The organism is Tenacibaculum lutimaris (assembly GCF_003610735.1).
Classification (GTDB): domain Bacteria; phylum Bacteroidota; class Bacteroidia; order Flavobacteriales; family Flavobacteriaceae; genus Polaribacter; species Polaribacter lutimaris.
On sequence record NZ_RAQM01000010.1, the window covers coordinates 186,121 to 208,887 of the forward strand.

At 31.4% G+C, this 22,767-nt stretch carries 22 protein-coding genes; 10 read left to right on the forward strand and 12 right to left on the reverse strand.

Annotation, left to right across the window (positions count from 1 at the left end; genetic code table 11):
• Positions 1–15: 15 nt before the first annotated feature.
• Positions 16–747 carry an energy transducer TonB gene (locus tag C8N26_RS11180; protein ID WP_120187355.1) on the forward strand — a complete coding sequence of 244 codons (732 nt, stop codon included), beginning with the start codon at positions 16–18 and terminating at the stop codon, positions 745–747.
• Between the two features lie 821 nt (positions 748–1,568).
• Here C8N26_RS11180 and C8N26_RS11190 read toward each other — a convergent pair.
• Entirely contained in the window at positions 1,569–1,877 is a 309-nt protein-coding gene (locus tag C8N26_RS11190) for a hypothetical protein (protein ID WP_120187357.1), read from the reverse strand.
• Positions 1,864–3,177 carry an NAD(P)/FAD-dependent oxidoreductase gene (locus tag C8N26_RS11195; RefSeq protein ID WP_120187358.1) on the reverse strand — a complete coding sequence of 438 codons (1,314 nt, stop codon included), beginning with the start codon at positions 3,175–3,177 and terminating at the stop codon, positions 1,864–1,866. The genes C8N26_RS11190 and C8N26_RS11195 overlap by 14 nt, the downstream gene beginning before the upstream one ends.
• 122 nt (positions 3,178–3,299) lie before the next feature.
• Between C8N26_RS11195 and C8N26_RS11200 the strand changes: the two genes are divergently transcribed.
• The gene (locus C8N26_RS11200; RefSeq protein ID WP_120187359.1) at positions 3,300–3,734 is read left to right on the forward strand and encodes a DUF7738 domain-containing protein; all 435 of its coding nucleotides are present in this window, start codon (positions 3,300–3,302) and stop codon (positions 3,732–3,734) included.
• Here C8N26_RS11200 and C8N26_RS11205 read toward each other — a convergent pair.
• The 8 genes from C8N26_RS11205 to C8N26_RS11240 all read right to left on the reverse strand — a co-directional run bounded on the left by C8N26_RS11205 (position 3,729) and on the right by C8N26_RS11240 (position 15,066).
• Entirely contained in the window at positions 3,729–4,256 is a 528-nt protein-coding gene (locus C8N26_RS11205) for a hypothetical protein (RefSeq protein ID WP_120187360.1), read from the reverse strand. The two genes, C8N26_RS11200 and C8N26_RS11205, sit on opposite strands and share 6 nt — an antisense overlap.
• Positions 4,257–4,679, reverse strand: coding sequence for a secondary thiamine-phosphate synthase enzyme YjbQ (locus C8N26_RS11210; protein ID WP_120187361.1), 423 nt, complete (start codon positions 4,677–4,679; stop codon positions 4,257–4,259).
• Between the two features lie 9 nt (positions 4,680–4,688).
• A complete protein-coding gene (locus tag C8N26_RS11215) occupies positions 4,689–5,438 on the reverse strand; it encodes a LytR/AlgR family response regulator transcription factor (protein WP_120187362.1) in 750 nt (249 codons plus the stop codon).
• A gap of 1 nt (position 5,439) precedes the next feature.
• Entirely contained in the window at positions 5,440–8,355 is a 2,916-nt protein-coding gene (locus C8N26_RS11220; protein ID WP_120187363.1) for a sensor histidine kinase, read from the reverse strand.
• Positions 8,356–8,613: 258 nt separating this feature from the next.
• Entirely contained in the window at positions 8,614–9,939 is a 1,326-nt protein-coding gene (locus C8N26_RS11225) for a hypothetical protein (RefSeq protein ID WP_120187364.1), read from the reverse strand.
• Positions 9,940–10,025: 86 nt separating this feature from the next.
• Positions 10,026–12,194: a choice-of-anchor D domain-containing protein gene (locus C8N26_RS11230; protein WP_120187365.1), complete on the reverse strand. Its 2,169-nt coding sequence runs from the start codon at positions 12,192–12,194 to the stop codon at positions 10,026–10,028.
• Between the two features lie 227 nt (positions 12,195–12,421).
• Positions 12,422–14,326: a molecular chaperone DnaK gene (gene dnaK / locus C8N26_RS11235; RefSeq protein WP_120187366.1), complete on the reverse strand. Its 1,905-nt coding sequence runs from the start codon at positions 14,324–14,326 to the stop codon at positions 12,422–12,424.
• A gap of 140 nt (positions 14,327–14,466) precedes the next feature.
• Positions 14,467–15,066, reverse strand: a complete 600-nt coding sequence (locus tag C8N26_RS11240) for an NUDIX hydrolase (RefSeq protein WP_028893079.1) — start codon at positions 15,064–15,066, stop codon at positions 14,467–14,469.
• Between the two features lie 7 nt (positions 15,067–15,073).
• Here C8N26_RS11240 and pyrE point away from each other — a divergent pair, with 7 nt between their 5' ends.
• Complete coding sequence (gene pyrE, locus C8N26_RS11245) at positions 15,074–15,724, forward strand: orotate phosphoribosyltransferase (RefSeq protein WP_028893078.1); 651 nt, start codon at positions 15,074–15,076, stop codon at positions 15,722–15,724.
• Positions 15,725–15,731: 7 nt separating this feature from the next.
• The gene (locus C8N26_RS11250; RefSeq protein ID WP_028893077.1) at positions 15,732–16,121 is read left to right on the forward strand and encodes an orotate phosphoribosyltransferase; all 390 of its coding nucleotides are present in this window, start codon (positions 15,732–15,734) and stop codon (positions 16,119–16,121) included.
• Here C8N26_RS11250 and C8N26_RS11255 read toward each other — a convergent pair.
• Complete coding sequence (locus tag C8N26_RS11255) at positions 16,116–16,853, reverse strand: biotin--[acetyl-CoA-carboxylase] ligase (RefSeq protein ID WP_120187367.1); 738 nt, start codon at positions 16,851–16,853, stop codon at positions 16,116–16,118. The two genes, C8N26_RS11250 and C8N26_RS11255, sit on opposite strands and share 6 nt — an antisense overlap.
• 86 nt (positions 16,854–16,939) lie before the next feature.
• Between C8N26_RS11255 and rsfS the strand changes: the two genes are divergently transcribed.
• Genes rsfS through C8N26_RS11285 form a run of 6 tightly spaced genes read left to right on the forward strand, consistent with a single transcriptional unit; the run spans position 16,940 to position 21,582 of the window.
• On the forward strand, positions 16,940–17,308 hold the full coding sequence (gene rsfS / locus C8N26_RS11260) for a ribosome silencing factor (RefSeq protein WP_028893075.1): 369 nt from the start codon (positions 16,940–16,942) through the stop codon (positions 17,306–17,308).
• Positions 17,309–17,333: 25 nt separating this feature from the next.
• Positions 17,334–19,262, forward strand: coding sequence for an ATP-dependent zinc metalloprotease FtsH (ftsH, locus tag C8N26_RS11265; protein ID WP_120187368.1), 1,929 nt, complete (start codon positions 17,334–17,336; stop codon positions 19,260–19,262).
• 12 nt (positions 19,263–19,274) lie between these two features.
• On the forward strand, positions 19,275–19,865 hold the full coding sequence (locus C8N26_RS11270) for a hypothetical protein (RefSeq protein ID WP_120187369.1): 591 nt from the start codon (positions 19,275–19,277) through the stop codon (positions 19,863–19,865).
• 3 nt (positions 19,866–19,868) lie between these two features.
• Positions 19,869–20,660: a phosphatidate cytidylyltransferase gene (locus tag C8N26_RS11275; RefSeq protein WP_120187370.1), complete on the forward strand. Its 792-nt coding sequence runs from the start codon at positions 19,869–19,871 to the stop codon at positions 20,658–20,660.
• Between the two features lie 29 nt (positions 20,661–20,689).
• Positions 20,690–20,947 carry an acyl-CoA-binding protein gene (locus tag C8N26_RS11280; RefSeq protein ID WP_120187371.1) on the forward strand — a complete coding sequence of 86 codons (258 nt, stop codon included), beginning with the start codon at positions 20,690–20,692 and terminating at the stop codon, positions 20,945–20,947.
• Between the two features lie 5 nt (positions 20,948–20,952).
• Positions 20,953–21,582, forward strand: a complete 630-nt coding sequence (locus C8N26_RS11285) for a YceI family protein (RefSeq protein ID WP_120187372.1) — start codon at positions 20,953–20,955, stop codon at positions 21,580–21,582.
• 65 nt (positions 21,583–21,647) lie between these two features.
• Here the strand turns inward: C8N26_RS11285 and C8N26_RS11290 are convergent, their stop codons facing one another.
• Complete coding sequence (locus C8N26_RS11290) at positions 21,648–22,733, reverse strand: amidohydrolase family protein (protein WP_120187395.1); 1,086 nt, start codon at positions 22,731–22,733, stop codon at positions 21,648–21,650.
• Positions 22,734–22,767: the final 34 nt, after the last annotated feature.

A 22,767-nucleotide genomic window follows, 5' to 3' on the forward strand; every position in this document is an offset into this window, starting at 1 on the left:
ACAAAAAATGGATCTATGATTAAAAATTTAATAATTCTAATTCACTTCTTATTATTGATTAATTCCTTTGGACAGGAAAGAATGTATTTTGATAATGAATGGAATAAGATGACTGATTCGATTAATGCAGTTTATTATAAAGATATTATCCATCAACCTGAAAATAAAATTATTGAAAGAGTTTATTTCATCAATGGACAGATCAAATCAGAAATTGAGTTTGTTCTTAATAGTGAAGAAAAGAAAGAAAGAGATGGAAAAAGCTTATTTTGGTATGAAAGTGGAGAATTAAAAAATGAAATGTTTTTAAAAAATGGTAAAAAAGAAGGATTATTATTAAGTTTTTGGAAAGATGGTACAATAAAAAGAAAAGATCTTTATAAAAATAATAAACTTAAAAAGGGGAGTTGTTTTAATGAAAAAGGCGAAAAGATTAAATATTATAAATTTGAAATAATGCCAGAGTTTCCCGGAGGAAAACGTGAATTAATAAGTTTCATAAAGAAAAACTTAAGATATCCTTCAATATCAAATCAATATAAAATTGGCGGAAAAGTAATTTTAGAGTTTAAAGTTGATAAATTAGGATTCGTACAAAACATTATTGTTAAAACTGGAGTAAATGTAGAGATTGACAACGAGGCTATAAGAATTATAAAAGCGATGCCGAGATGGAAACCAGGATTACAAGATGGAAACCCTGTAAGTGTGAAATATCGACTTCCTATTTTATTTCAACCAAATTAATTACTACAGCTAACTTAAGCCCCGTATAATTAATGGTTTGTTCTCGCGGACTTTCTATTGAGTTTGTATTTGCAAATTAGTTGCTGAAACACGCAACGAAATCATACACAAACACGTTATACACAATTTGAGAAATGAACAAGTTTGATAAAATTGGAATTGGATTAATAGCAATAGGGTTTTTACTAAGCAAAAAAATGGAGATTTAAAGAGAATCTTGTTAAGTTCAAAAAGTCCTGACAAAACACAACTTCTCGGTTATGGAAAAGTAGTTTTGAAATAAAAAATGATTTTACTAGAAAATACATTCCATATAATTTTTTAGTTATCGGAAATGATTCCATTAAGCATTTTGAGTCAAAAGAAAAACGTGAACTGATTGAATTAATTAAAAAAGGAGAAATAAAAACTGCGTACAACACCGTGCCCTATGAAAAGCTCTAGTTTACATTTTCAATATTACTATCATTCTTCTGAAGAAAATAAAAAACTACACCGCTTATAAAATATAAGAATACATCAATGAAATCAGCAGTGTATCTTGGGTGAAATTTAGGTAGTAAATACTCAAAAAAAACTCCGTAGAAAACACAGATATAAATAATTACGCCAATTGGTATTGTATAACTTTTATTTCTCCTACTCCACCGTAAAATAAAAAGGCAAACCGTTAGTACAATAGGGAGTATTAAAAAATCATTTATATAATTATTAACGATTTTAGGTAACGCTATTTTTAATTGCTGAGCAGTATAAATAAAACTTCCTAAAGCAACTGAAATAAAGAAATAATATAAAAGTATCCTTTTTTGCATATGCTCCTACCCTGCTGCTACCATTGCTATAAACCATGCAATTAAAGCTCCTATAGCACTTACTAATAAATATGCTGAATATAAAATCCAACCGACAACACGGCACAACCAAAACGGATGCTTTTTTAAGCGTTCTGCTAAGTTCGGATTTGCTATTTCATGCTTTACTTTTTTAAGCTCTTCTTCTTTATATGCTGCTACTTTTTGTTCTTGTTTTTTTTCAAAAGAAATTAGCGTATTACAATTTTTACAGTAATCGCTATTCTTATTAAAAACCCCACAATTTGGGCATTTAACGTTTCTAGTAATTGCCATTTTCTTGTTCTTTAAAGCTGTATTTATTTTTCTTTTTATACGGACGGATAATCAACCTTGTTTCACGATCAAAACGAATGTAATTATACACCCAGTTCATAAACACAATTACTTTATTTCTAAATCCTATAAGTGAAAACAAATGCACAAACATCCATACAAACCAAGCGAAAACTCCTTGAAACTTCCATTTAGGTAAATCAACAACGGCTTTATTTCTTCCAATAGTAGCCATTGATCCTTTATCTTTATACTTAAAAGGCTTTTGTTTTTTCTTCTTTAATTTTGCTACGATATTTTTGCCCAATAATCTTCCTTGTTGAATTGCAGGCTGCGCCATCATAGGGTGACCTCTTTCATAGTCTTTGGTTTCCATACACGCAACATCTCCTACAGCATATATATTTTCATAACCGATTACTTTATTGAATTCATCTACTTTAAACCTATTAGCTCTTTCAACTACACATTCTTCAGTTAAACCATTAACAACAGCTCCTTTAACTCCTGCTGCCCAAATAACGGTTTGTGCTTTAAAATGGTCTTCTCCATTCGTTGTTACAGTTTCTCCGTCATAATCTAATACTCGTAAATTTTTCCAAACATCAACCCCTAGTTTTATTAAAAAATCTTCTGATTTTTCTGAAGAAGCTTCGCTCATTCCTTTTAATAACTCTCCCGAACTTTGAATGAGATTAATTTTCATTTCTCTAATATCTAAGTCTGGGTAATCTTTAGGAAGAATTCCTTTTTTCATTTCTGCTAATGCTCCTGCTAACTCTACCCCTGTTGGTCCTCCTCCAACAATAACAAAGTTCATTAACGCTCTTCGTTTTTCTAAATCGGTAACTAATAATGCCTCTTCAAAGTTTTCTAAAACCAAACTACGAATATTTAATGCTTGTGGAACCGATTTCATTTCCATCGCATACTTTTGAATATTGGTATTTCCAAAGAAATTTGTAGTAGATCCTGTGGCTATAATTAATTCATCATAGTCTAAGTTTCCTATCGTAGTTTCTATATATTTTTTCTCTACATGTACTTGAGTAACTTTTGCTAACCTAAAGAAGAAATTTTCTACATCGTTAAATCTTTTTCTTAATGGAAATGCTATGCTATCAGGTTCTAATCCGCCCGTAGCTACTTGATATAATAAAGGCTGAAATGTATGGTAATTGTGCTTGTCGATTAAAACAACCTGTAATTCTTGATTTTCTAATGCTCTTGCAGCTGCCAATCCTGCGAATCCACCTCCTACAATAATAACTCGAGGAAAACTCGTTTGAGGTATGTTCATTATTAATTAGGGTTTTATAAGTAATTAGCAAATTTAACTAAAAGAGAAAGGAGTTTCTTAAAAATTATTTTTTAGTTTTACATTTCATCCCTTAAATTCATTAACCTAATAAAATAATTACTATGTTCAATTTTTTTAAGAAAAAAAAAGTAAAAGATTTAGTTATTGAATGCGATACGGATGTTATTCATATTAACAATAAGCCCCTAACCTTTCCTACAAATTATAGTACCTTAACTCAAGTATTAGGTAAACCTAGTAGAGAATTAAAAAAGAGTAACAACTACATGATTTGGGATAAGTATGGTGTTTTTTGTGGGTATACTGACAGAGATAATATTTTATCTATAAATATTTATCAGAATAAAGAAGATAGAAGCGAATACAATACTAAAAAACAGTTTAAAGGAAAACTTATTTTAAACAACGAAGAAATTACCAACAATGAGTTTGGTAAAATTCCTTTAGGTAAAGTTGCTATTCACAGACTTGGTAGAGAAAGTGATACCCGTTTTGGATTTAGCCTTGGTGTTAATAGAGATTATAAAGACTCATAATTCTAGCTTTATTTGCTGTAGTGTTTTGTTTGTTGTTATGAGTTTATCAATTATTATTTTTCTTAAAACATCAATATCCTCTTCGTAATAACGTGCCCACTTATACTCTTTAAATAAGGTTTGAATTTGTTTTAAGCGTTGATGTGCAAATTCTGAAGTCATCAAGAATTCTTTACTCCCTTCTTTAGTTCGTATTCTTTTGATGCTAGCTTTACGTTCTTGATAGTTTACCTCTATATAAAACACTTTATCAGTACTGTTTAGCGGATAAAAGCTTGACCAATTTGCATAGCCCACATAATATTGTTGATTTTTATAATGGTCTATTCCTTGAATTTTCCATCGGCAGTTGGCAACTCTACCCCAGTGATTTGAATAACGAAAAACACCTTCTTCAGTATAATAATAGTAGCTTCCTGATTTGCTTTGAAAGTGCGCTTTCATCTCCTCAAAAAAATCGATGTTTTGCATTTCAAACTCACAATAGGTACTTCTGTAAAAGTTAAATTTATGATACTTCATTTAATTCCCAAAAGCTGTTAGCACTACTTTTCTTCTTCCTCCATAATTTCTATGCTCTCCTAAATACACTCCTTGCCAAGTTCCTAAATTGAGCTTGCCATTGGTAATCGGAATCTGTACCTGACACCCTAGCATAGAACTTTTAATGTGCGCAGGCATATCATCTGTTCCTTCATAATCATGCTTGTAATATGGCATATTTTCAGGAATCATTTTGTTGATATGCGTCTCGAAATCCATTCGAACAGTCGGATCAGCATTTTCATTAATTGTTAAACTTGCCGATGTGTGTTTTATAAACACCTGAAACTGCCCTACCTTAATGTTTTTAAGTTCTGGGAATTCTTCTAATAAAACATCAGTAATTAAATGGTAGCCTCTGTTAAATGCTGGTAATTGAATTTCTTTTTGGTAAAATTGCATGCCGCAAATCTAAAACACTTCTTTTATAATTTTTAAGAATTCTTGCTTTTTTGTTTTAGAAATAGGTATTGTTGTTTGGTTTTGCATCAACAAAAAGTCTCCATCTTTTTTTATAAACTTTTCTAAATAGTGGAGATTAATTAAGAAAGACCTGTGGCATCTGAAAAACAAGTTATTGCTTTGAAGTTGATTTTCGAAATATGATAACGGCTTACAAATTAACTGCTTTTCTTTATTTGCCAAATGTACCTTTGTATACATACCATCTGCTTCTAAATACAAGATATCTTCATGAGACACAAAAATGATTTCTCCAGGAACTTCTAAAGCTATTTTATGTGATGATAAAGATTGAATTGCTTTTTTTAGTTCTAAAAATTGCGCTGAAACCTTTTTCTGTTCGATGTTTACTTTAGCTTTATTCATAGCTACTCGTAACTCTTCTCTGTCAATAGGTTTTACCAAATAATCTATTGCCGATAACTTTAACGCATCTAACGCATATTGTTGGTAAGCTGTTGTAAAAATTAATTGAAACTCGATAGGCTCAGAAATGAAATCTAATATCTCTAATCCAGAGTATTCAGGCATTTCAATATCTAGAAAAACAATATCAGGAGTATGTTTATTTATTTCTTTTACTCCATTTAATAAATTATCAGCTGTAATAACACTTTTTATTTCAGGAAAAAACTCTGTAAGCATCATTTCCATTACACTACGTGCTTTTGCTTCATCATCAATTATTAACGCTTTCATTTTAAATTCTTTTAATTTTTAGTGTTACTACCGTTCCTATAGCCTTATTATTTTCTTCAACTTTATCTGTAAAATCTACTGAAATATCAAATAACTTTTCTTTTTTGTATAATGAAACTCGCTCTTGAGTCGCATTCACAGCAAAAGATTTATGTCCTTGTCTTTTCTTATTAATTTCATATGATTTTTCTCTTCCTATACCATCATCTTCTATAGTTACAATTAACACATTACTTTTGTTCTTTTTAACTGATATCCATAAACTTCCTTGTTCTTTTTTATGAACAAGTCCATGTTTTATGGCATTTTCTACAAACGGTTGTAAAAACAACGGTGGTACTTCAAATTGATCTTTATTGATGTTCTTATCTACGAAGAAATGAACTTTAAATTTATTCTCAAATCGTAATTGCTCTAACGCTATATAAATTTCAAGTGAATTGAGTTCTTCCTTGAGTGATATTACATTAACCCTACTATGATTTAAATACATTCTAATTAAACGAGAAAATTTAACTAGATAATCGCTCGCTAAATATTTCTCATTCTTCATTACGTAATCTTGAATTGCTCCTAAAGAATTAAAAATGAAATGAGGATTCATTTGTGAGCGTAAGTTCTCTAATCGTAACTTACTTATTCTACTATCTAAAATCACTTTTTCTAATTCTCGCTCTCCTTCTTTCTCTTTCCATTGTAATTTAATTCGATAATATATTACTACCCCTAAAACTGACGTGAAAAACACAGCTGCTATAAACCACCAATTTTCCCAAAAAGGCTTTTGAACAATAATTTTAACGCCTTTACTTTCTTTCCCTATACTTCCATCTAAACTTTTGGTCCTAAGTAAAAACTCATATTTTCCAGATGGAATTCCTATATACCTAACAACATCATCATTCAATTCAGATGTTTGCCATTCGGTATTGAAGCCTAAAAGCTTATATTGAAAAACATTTTTGCTACTAGCTTTAAATCCGTTTGCATTAAAATTAAATGTTATATCATTGGTTTTATAAGGTAGTTCATACTTTGTTTTTATTTCTTGTTCGTTACCTCCAATTTTAACATTACTTATATAAGCCAATGGAACCGTTTTAGAGTGCGTTAAATCTGGAACAGATACATCTACTCTACATAAAAAATTGTTTCCAGGTATCCATAAATGATTATTTTGAACAACTGGGTGTTTAAACTTAATAGCACTTTTATCAGTTAAATTGATTGTTTTTATCAATTTTTTATCTGTATCATATCGCTGTATCCCTTTTTCAGTAACAATCCACAGAAAATTCTCCTTTCCTAAAATCCCTTTTATTTGAGATTGCAACAACCCTGTTGAATACGTAATACTGTCGGTTATTTTTCCAGCTTCTAATCCTAAGATTTTATCTCTTGTCGTTGCCCATATTTTACCATTACTAGTTTGAGTGTATTCAGAAAAAATAATAGGCTTACCTTGGTAACTTACAGGTATAGTTTGTAGTTTCTTATTATAAACTACCGTTCCGTCAATATAAGTTAGGTAAATAAGTTTGTTTTTAGAATCGTAATGAGTGCTAATAGGTCTTTTACTTTCTAAAACTATGTGTTCTTTATTTTTTGACAGATGCGTATAAATAATTGCATGCCGATACGATAAGTACACCAATGAATCTTTGCTGATTTGAGCAAAACCTTTAGCAGTAGTAAACTGACTCCCTACATTTGTCACTCCTTTACTCTTTAGGTCATAAATATAACTACTCGTACCGTTGGTACTTACATAAGCTCTATTGAGTATTTTATCGTATTTTATTCTATTTACTGGTCGTTGATTCGATAAATTCGTAATTGTATAATCGTTATTTTGTGTATTATAATCAATCAAATTACCATTTTGTGTTCCTAACAACAACCGATTTTTTGCTACAGTTTCTATTGAGATAATGTCTTCTTTTATTTCTAAAAAACTCTTTTTTGTTATCCCTAAACTTGGCACTACAAAAACACCGTTTTGAAGTGTTGTTAACCAATAATTATTTTCATTGTCTTGTAAAACATCGGTTATATGATAATCTTCAAAAATCTGTTCAGTATCATTAACTTTTGTTTTTTCAGAAGTTCTATAAATTCCATTTGATGTTAACAACCAGTTTTCTTGAAATTTCTTTGTATTGTATACCTGAGCTTTCTGAAAACTATCTGGAAGTTTTATAGAACTAATTTCTCTCGTATGAATATTGATTGAAAACGCTTTTGAGACATTACTTTCTAGTTTAATAACAATCTCATCAAACCACTGAAACATCTGAAAATTTCCTTTATTTAAAGAAAACTTTTTTTCATTACACTTTACTTTTTTAAAAACTGATATTCCATCTTCTTCATAAACATGAGTAATGGTATTTGTTTCTTTTAAGTTATAATAAAAAAAACCGTTTTCAGATTTTGCTATTTTAGAAACCTCAGCGTTTAGGTCTTTTTTTACCGCCCCTGTTTTTTTGTCTATCTGAAAACTCTTCCTCTGAGATATAAAAAAGATATCATTATTCAAAACCATTAAATGGGCAAAGGTTCCTTTTAACTCATTAGAAAAATCTTTAAACAGCTGTAACTCTTTATTTACAACTTTATAAATATGTCCTGAAATTGTAGAACACCAAATTTGTCCCTCTTCATCAATTTGTAAATTGAATATACTTTTAGTAGTTGCTATCGGATTTTTTACCTTGATAAACCTTTTACCATTATAGTAAAACAACCCTTGTTCTGCACCAACCCAAACAAGATTATCTTTATCTTGAATAATATTAAAATTAGCCAGAGAAGCTAGACCATCATCTGAAGTGAATTGTGTGTAAAAAGGCTCTTGAGAAAAAACATTTCCAAAGAAAAAAGATATAAAAACAAGTAAGTAAAAAGTTTTTTTCACAAGTTTAATATTACTACAAAAAAGGTGGCTATGCAATAATACGCAAAAACACCACCTTTATTTATAACTATTCTTAGTTTAAAACTTATTAATAAACCCCTATAATTATCAGTTTATGACCATTGAATGATTTCTCTATACTAACGGTTTTTAACCAATAAAATTTACCTCTAAAAAATAATGGTATGAATAAGAATTTATGAACTGTATGAGTGTATCTCATTTTTAGTTTTCTCTTTTTAACATGAAGTTTCATTGTTATTTTTGAGGTCTTGCATCGCATTTAACATAGGTACCGTAAGGAGCCCTTATACTCCCTCTATTTATTCCATTAAAAAAAGGGCTACCATATTTACCTCCACCGGTATAATCTCTTCTTACTATAAATTGTTGCAACATACATTGTCCATCTGAATTTTTCTGAACTACTGCCCCTACTGCCCACTGATACAATGGAACTCCTGTTACTTTATGTTTTACTGTAGACCATCTATCAGAAGTCATGTATTGGTAAACATTGCTCATACTCATTTTACCGTAGTATTTATTCAACCCGTTTACTGCTGCACTTTTAATTGCAGAATTTTTATCGAAACTTCCTTTTGAAGGCATTACAACACTATTTAACTTTGCTCCTAACCAATCTTTACGTAAGTTATCATACTTAGCAAAAGTTGTCTGAGAAGTTAACTCAGGGTTTTTATAATATTTCTTAATTTTTTCTGGGTCTTTAGCAGCAATTACAAACTGTTTTGGTTGTGCGTTATTCATCCACTTGTGACCTTCATTGTCGTTTTTATGATATACTTCAGCTCCAATTAACAATACACCTGGTTCTAATAAAAGTACATTTGCATTGGTCCATTCAGGTCCGCCTCCCATTCCAAATTGAAACTGAATATTCCCTTTATCTGCAGATTTTCTATAATTCTCTGGTACTACTCCGTATCTTTTTTGATCTGGAGTAAAAAATGCTTTTAACTGATATGTTGCTGGATCATATTCTATAGAAAATCCTTCATAAATATCTCCTGGGTTGCTATCAAAATGACTTGATGGATTTCTAACAAAGTATTGTGATAAATGGTAGTAACCAGATAATTCCATTTTATCAGAAAAACCACCATCATAAGCAGGTAATTTTTTAAACTTTGTTCTATTTAACACATAAATTTGATTGTCTTTAAACTTATTTTCTTCACTACTTTCTATTGGTGAAGGAATTTCATTCACAACTTTACCTTTACTATTTTCTTTAGCTAACAAAGCCTCTTTTTCTGCTACCTGCTTTTGTTGATACTCTTTATACTTTTTAAAATAAAAATCTTGCTTTTCTTTATCGTTAGGGTACTTTTTAGCTAACTCTTTTTTAAACTCTTCGTCTGAATACTCATTAGTATTAGACGTTGAATTAGTATTTGAACTTGTAGTTGATTTTTCTATTGATGAAGAAGCTTTCTCTTCTATTTTTTTTGTTACTTTTTGCTTAGCTTTTTTTAACATGTTACCAAACTGAGCATTTGCCGTTTGATGAAACAAAAAACTAGCGAAGAATAAACAAACTAATATTGTATATTTTTTCATTTCTATTATTGTTTTTATGCTACTAGAAGCTACCTGCTTTTTACACAGGTAACTTTCTTGAATTACTATTTAAAGGGAATGTTTTTTTATTGACATGCGGTTGTACTCCAACTAGCACCAGCAGGTTTAACCCATTGATTTGCTGTGGTATTTGGTGGATTTAAAGGGTCAAACCCAGCATCATGTTGAATACAAGTTAAGTTAGAGTTCCAATCTGCAACCATGTAAAGAAAATTTACATTATTACCATTTGCAACATTTAAGCTTGATAGGTTGTTATATCTAGCATGCAAACTATTAACTTTTGGATTGCTAGAAATATCTATACTTGTTAAATTGTTGTTGTAAACAACTAAAGTTCTTAAATCTGGATACATAGATACATCTAACGAACTAATTTGATTATGCTCTAAGTATAAAGTTTTTAAACTATTTGCAGTTATTGGTAATACTAGTGTTGAGATATTATTATCTCCACACTGAAAGTTCCCTAAACTTGAGTGGTTTGTTAAATCGATTGAACTTATATTATTCTGCTGAATTAATATAGTTTGTAAAGCTGTATTAGCTGAAAGATCTAATGAAGTTAAATTATTATTTTTTAATGATAATCTTATAATAGTTGTATTCTGGCTTAAATTTATACTAGTTAAAGCATTGTTCATTGCATGAAATTCTGAAATATTTACAAAAGCCTCTAAACCTGTTACATCAGCTATATTAAGTCCATCAACACGAATAACACCTGTGTAAGCTTGTGCTTCTGAAACCTGAATTTCTCCATCTCCATTTGTATTTATCGATGAATCCCCTATCAATGCAGCCTTAAAATTAGCATCTGGTATATTAACCACATTACCTGTTGCGGCTTGTAATCCATTTCCTTGCATAATAAGTCCGTAATTAGGTTTTGTAGGATCATTACTTTCAACAACTATCGTTGCATTTTTTTGTCCTTCAGATTGAGGTGTAAAACGTGCTGTTACCACATAAGAGCTATTAGGTGCAATTGTTTGAGGTGATGATACATTTACTAAAGTAAAATTATTATTGCCATTAGCTCCTCCACTTATTCTAATATTACTTACCTCTAAGTTTCCTTGACCATTATTTTGAACTTCAAAAGTTAAATCATTTCCAGAGTTTCCTACTGTTACATCACCAAAATTTAATACTATTTCGCTAAAAGCAATTGCAGGTTGCGCTGGCGCTGTTCCTGTTCCATTCATTCCTAAAAATACATCACTATCATTAGAATTATTAATAAGCCTAATAGACCCTGAAGCAAACCCTTCTGAACTTGGAGTAAATTTAACTTCAAAAGTATATGTATCGCCTGGGACAATAGTTCTTATCAACGAACTTGTTCCTCCTACCACAGAAAAATATGATGATGTACTACCTCCTACTATATTTACATTAGTAATATCTAAGTCAGCAGTTCCTGTGTTACTAATAGTTATATTTTTGGATAATTCTTGACCTACTTCTACATTACCAAAAGCAATTGGCGACTCACTAAATATCATTACTGGTTCTGCTACTGCAGTACCTTTACCATCTAACACTATAACTTTCACTCCAACGTTTGTTGTTATCTCTAAACTAGCTGTTTTATTCCCTTCTGTTGTTGGAGCAAACGTTACCGAAACCGTTTTTGTTCCTCCAACGGCCAAAGTTTCTGCTGCTACAGCCGTTGAAAATTCAGAAGCATTTGTTCCTTTTACCTCAAAAGCAGTAATTTCTAAATCGGCATCTCCACTATTTGTTATGGTAAATGTAGCATCATCAGTTTGATTAATTTCTACATCTCCAAAAGATAAAGTTGTTTCACTCAAATCAACAGTTGGTAATGGTTTTGGAGTTGCTACACCTGTTACTGTTACTTCTTTTTCACCAATGTTAGTAGTAATTTCTAAAATAGCTTCCTTGTTACCTTCTGTTAAAGGAGCAAAAGTAATTTCGAAGTCATAAGTATCTCCTTTTCTAATTACTTTAGGCACTGCACTTGTAGAGAAATCTGATGCATCTGTTCCTTTTATTACAAACTCATCAATTTCTAAATCTGCATCTCCTTTATTTGTTACTTCAAATGAATAACTAACAGACTGTTCTACTTCTACTGTTCCGAAGTCTTTTTCTATTTGATCAATAGAAAATACTGCTGGAATAATTTCTTCATCTTTATCACAACTTGTGATACTTGCAAGTACAAAAAGAATAGCACCTGCATACATGGTAATTTTTTTTCTCATGTGTGTCTTTTTTCTAATTTTTATTTTTTGCACTCTTATAAAAGTGCTTTTCCCTTATTTGGGCATAAAAGTATAAGCGCAATAGCTAACACACTGAAAAACTTGCTGAAAGAACCCTATTCATTTCTAAAACGTTTTGTTTTCTTTCTAAAAGAAATCCTGAAATTTTAGTAAAAACAAAAAAGCTCGCCAATAGGCGAGCTTTTAAAAACTTATGTATGTAAAAATTATTTAACTTCTTCGAAGTCTACATCTTCTACATTATCTCCTTCTGATGAAGAACCTGCATTTGCATTTCCTTGTGTACCAGCTCCGTTAGCTTGTGCATCTTGTTCTGCTTTATACATTTCTTCTGAAGCAACTTTCCAAGCTTCATTAATTTTTTCCATTGCAGCATCGATAGCAGCAAGGTCTTTAGATTCGTGAGCTTTCTTTAACTCTTCTAAAGCAGCTTCGATTGGCTCTTTTTTATCAGCTGATAATTTATCACCAAACTCTTTTAATTGCTTTTCTGTTTGGAAAATCATAGAATCTGCTCCGTTAATTTTCTCAGCAGTTTCTTTCGCTTTCTTATCGGCATCAGCATTTGCCTCTGCTTCTTGCTTCATCTTTTGGATTTCTTCATCAGATAATCCTGAAGAAGCCTCGATACGAATATCTTGCGACTTACCAGTTGCTTTATCTACTGCAGATACTTTAATAATTCCGTTTGCATCGATATCAAAAGTTACTTCAATTTGAGGCACTCCTCTTTGTGCTGGTGGAATATCTGTTAATTGGAAACGACCAATTGTTTTGTTATCTGCTGCCATCGCTCTTTCACCTTGTAATACGTGAATATCTACCGATGGTTGGTTATCTACTGCCGTAGAGAACACTTGCGATTTTTTAGTTGGAATAGTTGTATTTGCTTCGATTAACTTTGTAAATACATTACCCATTGTTTCAATTCCTAATGATAATGGTGTAACGTCTAATAATAATACGTCTTTTACATCACCTGTTAACACTCCTCCTTGAATTGCAGCTCCTAATGATACTACTTCATCTGGATTTACACCTTTACTTGGTGCTTTTCCGAAGAATTTCTCAACAGCTTCTTGAATTGCTGGAATACGAGTTGAACCTCCTACTAAAATTACTTCATCAATATCAGATGTAGATAAATCTGCATTTTTTAAAGCCGTTCTACATGGTTCAATTGTTCTGTCAATTAAATCGTGAATTAATTGTTCAAACTTCGCTCTTGTTAATGTTCTTACCAAGTGTTTTGGTCCACTAGCTGTAGCAGTGATATATGGTAAATTAATTTCTGTTGAAGTTGTGCTTGATAATTCAATCTTCGCTTTTTCAGCAGCTTCTTTTAAACGTTGTAATGCCATAGGATCTTTACGTAAATCCATACTTTCTTCAGCATTAAACTCTTCTGCTAACCAGTTAATGATTTTTTCATCTACATCATCACCTCCTAAGTGTGTATCTCCATCAGTAGCTAATACTTCAAATACTCCGTCTCCTAATTCTAGGATAGAAACATCATGCGTACCACCACCAAAGTCGAATACTACAATTTTCTTATCATCATTTGCTTTATCTAATCCGTAAGCTAATGCAGCTGCAGTTGGCTCGTTGATAATACGACGAACTGTTAATCCTGCAATTTCACCTGCTTCTTTAGTAGCCTGACGTTGTGCATCGTTAAAGTATGCTGGTACTGTAATTACCGCTTCAGAAACACCTTGACCTAAATAGTCTTCAGCAGTTTTCTTCATTTTCTGTAAAATCATTGCAGAAATTTCTTGCGGTGTATATAAACGATCATCAATTTTTACTCTTGGTGTATCGTTATCTCCTTTTACTACTTCATAAGGTACTCTACCTGCCTCTTTTTCAGACTCAGAATACTTGTTCCCCATAAAACGTTTAATAGAATAAACTGTTTTTGTTGGGTTTGTTACTGCTTGACGCTTTGCAGGATCTCCTACTTTACGCTCTCCACCTTCTACAAATGCTACAATAGATGGTGTAGTTCTTTTTCCTTCAGCATTTGGAATTACTACTGGCTCATTTCCTTCCATTACAGACACACATGAGTTCGTAGTACCTAAATCTATACCTATAATTTTACTCATAATCTTTATTTATCTTTTTAAAGTTTTTAATTCAAATTTACGAGTAGTATTAGTCAAAGTGTGTGCCAACAGAGTTCGTCTATTATTTTGGCAGAAAAAGAATAAAAAGTGATTATTTTTTATGACAGAGTGTCACAAACCTATCCGTTTAAGTAGGAATTATAGACAAGTTGTATGTTCGCATAGCTATTTGTTAAGGCTTCTTCAGTTTCTTTCTCATTTTTAAAAGTCACTTCTGTGATTCCTTCTTCTAACTGTGGTATTAATTCTCCTTTATAATCTGAGTGCATTAAATACCAATGGGTTTCTTTTAAACGGTATTCATTATCCATCATAAATAAATGGTATGTATCAATAAGCTTTCTTTGTATTGTTAGGTTTTCAATACCACATTCTTCCTCTACCTCTCTAATAGCTGTTTCTTCTATTCCTTCTCCTTCTTCAATTCTTCCTTTGGGCAAATCCCATTTACTACCTCTGTATATAAATAGCACTTCGTTGCTTTCATTTAAAACCAATCCGCCGCCAGCAACAATTACCTTAAATTTTTCTTTAAACTCTAACCAAACTTCAGCTAAGTTATTCGAATACAAGTAAACACCTTCAAATTTACCTACTTTTAACTTGTAAATAAGTTCTTCAATAATTGTATTTTTGTAAATATAAACAGGAAAATCCGCTTCATTTTTAATTGAAGTTGTAAAGATTATTGGTTTATCATTAACAAAAACTTTATACATTTGCGACATGGATTTTAACAAAGATACAGCAAAAAAAACTGCCGAGCTTCTTTTGCAAATTAAAGCTATAAAATTGAGTCCAAAAGAACCTTTTACATGGGCTTCTGGATGGAAATCTCCAATTTATTGCGATAACCGAATTACATTATCATACCCGCCAGTTAGGAATTTTCTTAAACAAGAAATTGCCAAACTAGTTGAAGAAAAACATGGTAAACCTGATGTAATTGCAGGAGTAGCAACCGGAGCTATTGCAATTGGTATATTAGTTGCTCAAGAATTAGGAGTACCTTTTGTATATGTAAGACCAGAGCCTAAAAAACATGGTAGACAAAACCAAATTGAGGGGCATATAGAAAGTGGTCAGAATGTAGTAGTTATTGAAGATTTAATAAGTACTGGTAAAAGTAGTTTAAATGCTGTTAAAGCTTTGAAAGAAGCACATGCCAATGTAAAAGGTATGGTAGCTATTTTTTCTTACGGATTTAGTATTGCTTCAGAAAATTTTAAAGCAGACGGTGTAGAGTTAACTACATTAAGTAACTATGAGTACTTATTAGAACAAGCTTTAGACAGTAAATATATAACTAGCGAAGAACTTCGTACTTTAGAGGACTGGAGAATTGAACCTAGTAAATGGAAACAAAACGAAAACTAACAGCACAATGAATATAGAAGGAAATACAGTAACTGTAAAAAAGTCATCTAAAGACTTATTCAATTTTTTAACCAAACTTGAAAACTTTGAGCAATTGATGCCTGAGAATACTCAAAAATTTGAAGTAGATGGCGATAGCTTTATTTTTGGTTTAAAAGGAATGCCTGAAATTAGATTGGTTATGAAAGATAAAACCGAATATTCTAATGTTACTTTAGGTGCTGCAAGCAGTAAGTTGCCTTTTACATTAGCTGCTGATATTAATGAGGTTTCTGAAAACGAAAGTAATGTAACTTTAAAGTTTGACGGTGAGTTCAATGCTATGATGGCAATGATGGTAAAAGCTCCATTAACAAAGTTTATTGGTACTTTAACTGAAAACTTAGCAAAATTATAAATTAGCAAACGAAACTTCTTTCAAACCAAATTCTTGAACCGTTTCGTCTTCTAATTCAATTTGGAGATTTCCATTTTTTGAAACTCCAATGATTTTACCCATAAACAAAATGTTCTGATTGTTTTTAAACATTGTCGGAACATTTTTTTTATACAACACCTTTAAATAACTCTCTTCTAACAATTTATATTCTTTTTCTTCTAAGAGTCCTATATTTTTTTTCAGTTTAAGAAGAACAGCTTCTAATAAAGTTTCTAAATCTGTTTCTTTCTTTAAAATCATTTTTATTGAAGAAGCGTTAGGTAATTTATCAGAAAAAATATCTTGATTTACATTTATCCCTATTCCTATAACCGATGAACTAATATTGCTACCTTTTAAAGAGTTTTCTATTAAGATCCCAACTATTTTTTTATTTCCTGACAGAATGTCGTTAGGCCATTTCACAGCTAAATTTGGCACTTCTATCTCATTTAACGCTTCTAAAACGCTTAACGAAACACAAAAATTCAAATACTTATGATCTTCAACACATAAAGCTTCAAACCTACAAAACACACTAAAAGTAAGGTTTTTACCCTCATCAACCACCCATTCTGAATTCATTTGCCCCCTACCCTTTGTTTGAGTTTTTGCTACCACCACTGTAAAGTCATCAATTGACATTTTTGACACCATATCTTTCAAAAAAGTGTTGGTTGAATCGATGGCATTAAGTTTGATTATTTTCATGTAAATTTAGTGAGTGAAACAAGTATCAATATTACATAAATTACTCACAAAAAAACAATAACTTTGCTAAAACTTAATTTTATTTAATGACAATAAAACAAACAAACACAGACGATCTTTTAGCTGTGATTATTAAAGGGATAGATGATGTAAAGGGAGAAGACATCCAATTACTAGATTTAAGGGAGATAGAAAACACTGTTTGTGATTATTTTGTAGTTTGTTCTGCTAACTCGAACACACAAGTTAATGCCATTTCGGGCTCTGTACAAAAAGTAGTCAGCAAAGAACTTAAAGACAAACCTTGGCACGTTGAGGGTCTTGGAAACGCCGAATGGGTTCTTATGGATTACGTTAATGTTGTTGTACATATCTTTCAAAAACAAGTTCGTGAGTTTTACGATATTGAAAGTCTTTGGGGTGACGCAAAAATTACCGAAATCAACCCTGCTTAATTGCTAACATTTTATACACCTATTTATGAGTGATAATAAAAAAAACACGCCAAAATTTACGTTTAGCTCATTTTGGCTATACATACCAATACTAATTATATTATTAGGGTTAAGTTTTTTTAACTCTGGTAATTTAGGATCTCGTAATATTTCTAAAAACGAGTTCACCAAAATCTTAGAAGCCAACGATATTCAGAAAATAGTTGTTGAAAACAACAATGTTGCTCAAATTTATTTAAAGCCTGAAGCTGAAAAAAAAGAAGAGCATAAAAAATTAGCTGAATCTCCTTTCTTTAGAAAAGGCTCTCCGTTATATAGTTACAATTTTGGTGATTTGCAAAATTTTGAAAACGAGATTGAAAAAGAAAAGAAAGAAAACAATCTTGATTTTGATAAAGTAAATATCGAAAGAACTAGTATGATGGATACCCTCATCAGCTTCCTTCCTTTTATTTTATTAATCGCTATTTGGCTTTTCTTTATGAGAAGAATGTCAGGAGCTGCTGGTGGTGGCGGTGCTGGAGGTCAAATTTTCAACATCGGAAAATCAAAAGCTAAACTTTTTGATGAAAATACTAAGGTTAAAACTACCTTTAAAAATGTAGCTGGTTTAGAAGGAGCTAAAGAAGAAGTTCAAGAAATTGTTGATTTCTTAAAAAGTCCTGAAAAGTATACTAAATTAGGAGGTAAAATTCCTAAAGGAGCTTTATTGGTAGGACCTCCTGGTACTGGTAAGACTTTATTAGCTAAAGCTGTTGCTGGTGAAGCTGGCGTGCCTTTCTTCTCTTTATCTGGTTCTGATTTTGTTGAAATGTTTGTAGGAGTTGGAGCATCTCGTGTACGTGACTTATTTAAGCAAGCGCAACAAAAATCACCTTCAATTATTTTTATTGATGAGATTGATGCTATTGGGCGTGCTAGAGGTAAAAATAGCATGACAGGTGGAAATGACGAACGTGAAAACACCTTAAACCAATTACTAACAGAAATGGATGGTTTTGGTACCGATACAAACGTAATTGTATTAGCTGCTACGAACCGCGCTGATGTATTAGATAAAGCTTTAATGCGTGCAGGTCGTTTCGATCGCCAAATTTATGTTGATTTACCAGACTTACACGAACGTAGAGAAATTTTTAACGTACATATCAAACCTTTAAAGTTAGCTGAAAATGTAAACTTAGAGTTCTTAGCACAACAAACTCCTGGTTTTTCTGGAGCAGATATTGCTAACCTTTGTAACGAAGCTGCTTTAATTGCTGCAAGAAAAGGTAAAAATGCAATTGAGCATCAAGATTTCTTAGATGCTGTTGATAGAATTGTAGGTGGTTTAGAAAAGAAGAACAAAGTAATTACTCCAAAAGAAAAGAAAGTAATTGCTTTCCACGAAGCAGGTCATGCAACTGTAAGTTGGATGTTAGAGCATGCTGCTCCTTTAGTAAAAGTTACTATTGTTCCTCGTGGTCAATCATTAGGTGCTGCTTGGTATCTTCCTGAAGAAAGAAAGATTGTTCAAACAGAACAAATGCTTGATGAAATGTGTGCTACCATGGGTGGTAGAGCAGCTGAAAAGTTAATGTTCAATAAAATCTCTACAGGTGCGTTAAGCGACTTAGAAAAAGTTACGAAACAAGCTCGTGCTATGGTTACTGTTTATGGTTTAAATGACAAAGTAGGTAACATTACATATTACGATTCATCTGGTAATGACGCCTTTGTTAAACCTTATAGTGATGCCACTGCTCAGAAAATTGATGAGGAAATCTCTGAAATTATCGAAAATCAATACAAAAGAGCTATTGATATACTAGATGAAAACAGAGATAAACTAACAGAGTTAGCTGAGTTATTACTTGAAAAAGAGGTTATTTTCAAAGATGATTTAGTAAAAATCTTTGGAGACAGACCGTTTGGAAAGGAAGAAGAAAAAACTGAAACAACAACTGAAGAATAGTTTTTTATTTGAATGAATTTTTTCAACAAATTATTTAAAACCTTTAAAGAATCATCTAAAGAGAAGATTATCAATGAGCAAGTAGTTCATTTATCTTTAGATGATTCTTTTGTTCATCATTTTATCAATAAAGGAGGTAAATTTTTATACTGTACATCTATAAACGAAGTAACTAATAATTTAAAAAATATCTTACAAGAAAATAATTGGCGAAAAGTTACTTGTACAGATTATGACTTATTAAAAATTACTGAAAAAATTGATGTAAATGTTCAACAACATTCATCAGAGTTAGTTCCGTTTTTCACCTCTTGCGAGCACTTAATTGCTGACAAAGGAGAAATTTTATTTTCTTCTAATCAGTTAGGTAGCCAAAAATTAGCAGCCCATTCTAAGCATTTTATTGTGTATGCTACAACTAGTCAATTAGTAAAAAATACAGGAGAAGGCTTAATGGGAATTAAAACACACTTTAGTGGCAATATCCCTACCAATATTAGCTCTATAAGAAATTATAAATTTGAAATTGAAGATGATAATTTCTTAAATTATGGCAACAATAATACAAAAGATTTATATTTGCTGCTCTTTGAAGACCTTTAACCTATGTCTAATCTTTTAACAAGATCACTTTCTGCACTTGTTTACGCTATCCTATTCATTTCTGCTATTTTATATTCTGCAGAAACATATATAGGTTTACTAGCTATTTTTGCTACTGTTTGTATTTGGGAATTTTCTAAAATTTTAAAGTCAAAAAGTTTCATTCCATACTTACTTTTAGCTTATGTAGTTTTTTCCTCTGTAAGAGCAAGTATTAGTTACAATGATTTTTTACTAGTAATTACCCTATTCGGTTTATCTGTCTTATTATATTTATTGATAAGTACAAAGCCAATAAAAACAGAAGCTTTTAGTGGAAAAATATTTTTACAAGCTATCTATTTAATTTTCCCTTTTTACTTTTTAATGAACCTTCCGTTCATTAATAATGCTTATCAACCACACATAATAATTTACATTATGCTTCTTATTTGGACAAATGATAGCTTTGCTTTTTTGGTGGGAAAAAATTTCGGAAAACATAAATTATTTGAAAAAGTTTCTCCTAAAAAAACTATTGAAGGTTTTATTGGAGGTCTAGTTTTCTCTATCATTGTAGGGGTTATTATAGGACAGTATTCAGGAATTTTTTCTATATCAAGCTGGATAATTATTGCTATTATCGTTGCGGTTTTTGGCTCTTTAGGTGACTTAGTAGAATCTAAGTTTAAAAGACAAGCTAATATAAAAGACAGTGGTACTATTATGCCTGGTCATGGTGGATTATTAGATAGACTTGATAGTTTGTTTTTCCTTGCTCCCTTCGTATATTTGTATATACATTACATAATGTAAACTATCTACACATTTAATTATCCAAACACATGGAAAATGATTTAGATTTAAGGTTTAAAGAAGCCTATAAAATAGCATCTGAACTAGAGGAAAAGCTTCCTGCAGATGTTATGCTACGCTTATACGCTTACTATAAACAAGCCGTAAAAGGTGACAGGTTTACATTTAACGACAATAGCGATCTACGAAATGCTTTTAAGTTCAATGCATGGATGCAACTTAGAGGTATGGGAGAAGATGAAGCTAAAGAAGAATATATTAAATTAGTAAATTCAATCATAAAATAATCCTCATGAAAAAAATCGTTTATTCATTAGTTATCTGTTTTACAATTGCTCAAATGATTTCTTGTAAATCTGAAGCTAAAAAAGAAACTGAAACAACAAAAGAAGAAGTTAAGGCTGCTAAAAAAGCTTTTGTTTTACAAGACGCAACAAATACAATCAATTGGGTAGCATATAAAACTACTGACAAAGTACCAGTAAAAGGTCAATTTCAAAAAGTAAACATAACTGCTGGTGGTGAAGGAAATACTGCCAAAGAAGCAATTAATAATGCTGAATTTTCAATTCCTGTAAGTAGTATCTTTACTCAAGACAGTAGTAGAGATTTTAAAATTAGAAAGTTTTTCTTCGGAATTATGGATAAAACTGAACTACTTTCTGGTAAGTTAGTTTTAGAAAACGATTCTATTGGTTATGCTGATTTAACTATGAACAGTACAACTAAAAAGCTTCCTTTTAAATACACTTTAAACGGAAAAGAATTTAGTTTAAACGCTACCATGAACATATCTGATTGGCAAGCTCAAAACGCTTTAGATTCTTTAAATACTGCTTGTAAAGATTTACATAAAGGTGCTGATGGAGTTTCTAAAACTTGGGATGATGTAGCTTTAAATATCACTTCTGTTTTTAAATAAATAACTTATACTAAATATAAAAAATCCGGAGTAAATAACTTACTTCGGATTTTTTCATTTCTATACTATTGTAATATTTTAGAAACTAACTCTTTCTTTGCTTTCTCGTCATCGCCAAACAACCATTGTAGTACATTATCCTCCCACATCTCATCACGTTCTGTTTCTGTAATAATATTTCTATCAATTGCTAAATCTAAAATTTTCCCTGGATATGACGATTGAATTTCACTTTCCATTTCTCCTAATGGATACGGATCATCTAACCCTATTAATACTTGTTTAGAACCTTGGTTTTTAATTAATAAATCTAATGAACCTGTATCATGAACCAGCGTATCAAAGAAGATATTTTTGTGTCCTACCGCTTTTCTAGGGTGTGTTTTCCCTTCAAATAAATCTGGTCTTCCGTCAAAACCTTGTATGCGACGCCCTAAGTTCATTTGCGCTAACTGTCCGCCATGAGCAAAGCAGATTCGCATGTTTGGATACTTGTCATAATACCCATTTAACGTTAAAAAATGATAGGCATCAGCACATTGTGCTAACATCCAAATTAAGTGAAAACGCCAACTTGTATTTTGTAACTTAATAAATTTCTCTCCATCATACGGGTGAATTTCAACGGCTAGGTTATACTTGTTTGCTAATTCAAAAATTGGTTCATTTTCCTCATCAAAAATACACCGCCAGGTACCAATGGTATCCATGTAGTGTGTAGGTAAACATAACAAACGCATACCTAATACCTCAACACAACGCTCTATTTCCCATAAAGCACCTCGAACAAACCCAGGATGCACCACAAAACCTGTTGTAAATTTCGACGGATTTTCATGCTGCACACGTGCGTTAAAATCGTTTTGAAAACGTAAGGCCTGTTTCATTTCTTCCAAACGAAGTCCATTTCCATATAATTGAGATAGATTTAAAACAACTGCATGGTCTATTTTAAAATGCTCCATCCATTCTAACTTCTCGTCTAAAAAGAAACTAGAATCCGTTACAGGTCGACTCCAATCTTTTTGTAGCATGAATTTCCTATCCTTATCTACCCAAAAAATTCCTTTGTCTTTCATAAACTGCGGAATTTGTTCTGGATAAGGCAACAAATGTGAATGTCCGTTTATTCGTAGTTTGCGTTTTGTCATCTTATGTATCATTCCCCTTTTTTAGATGGGAATC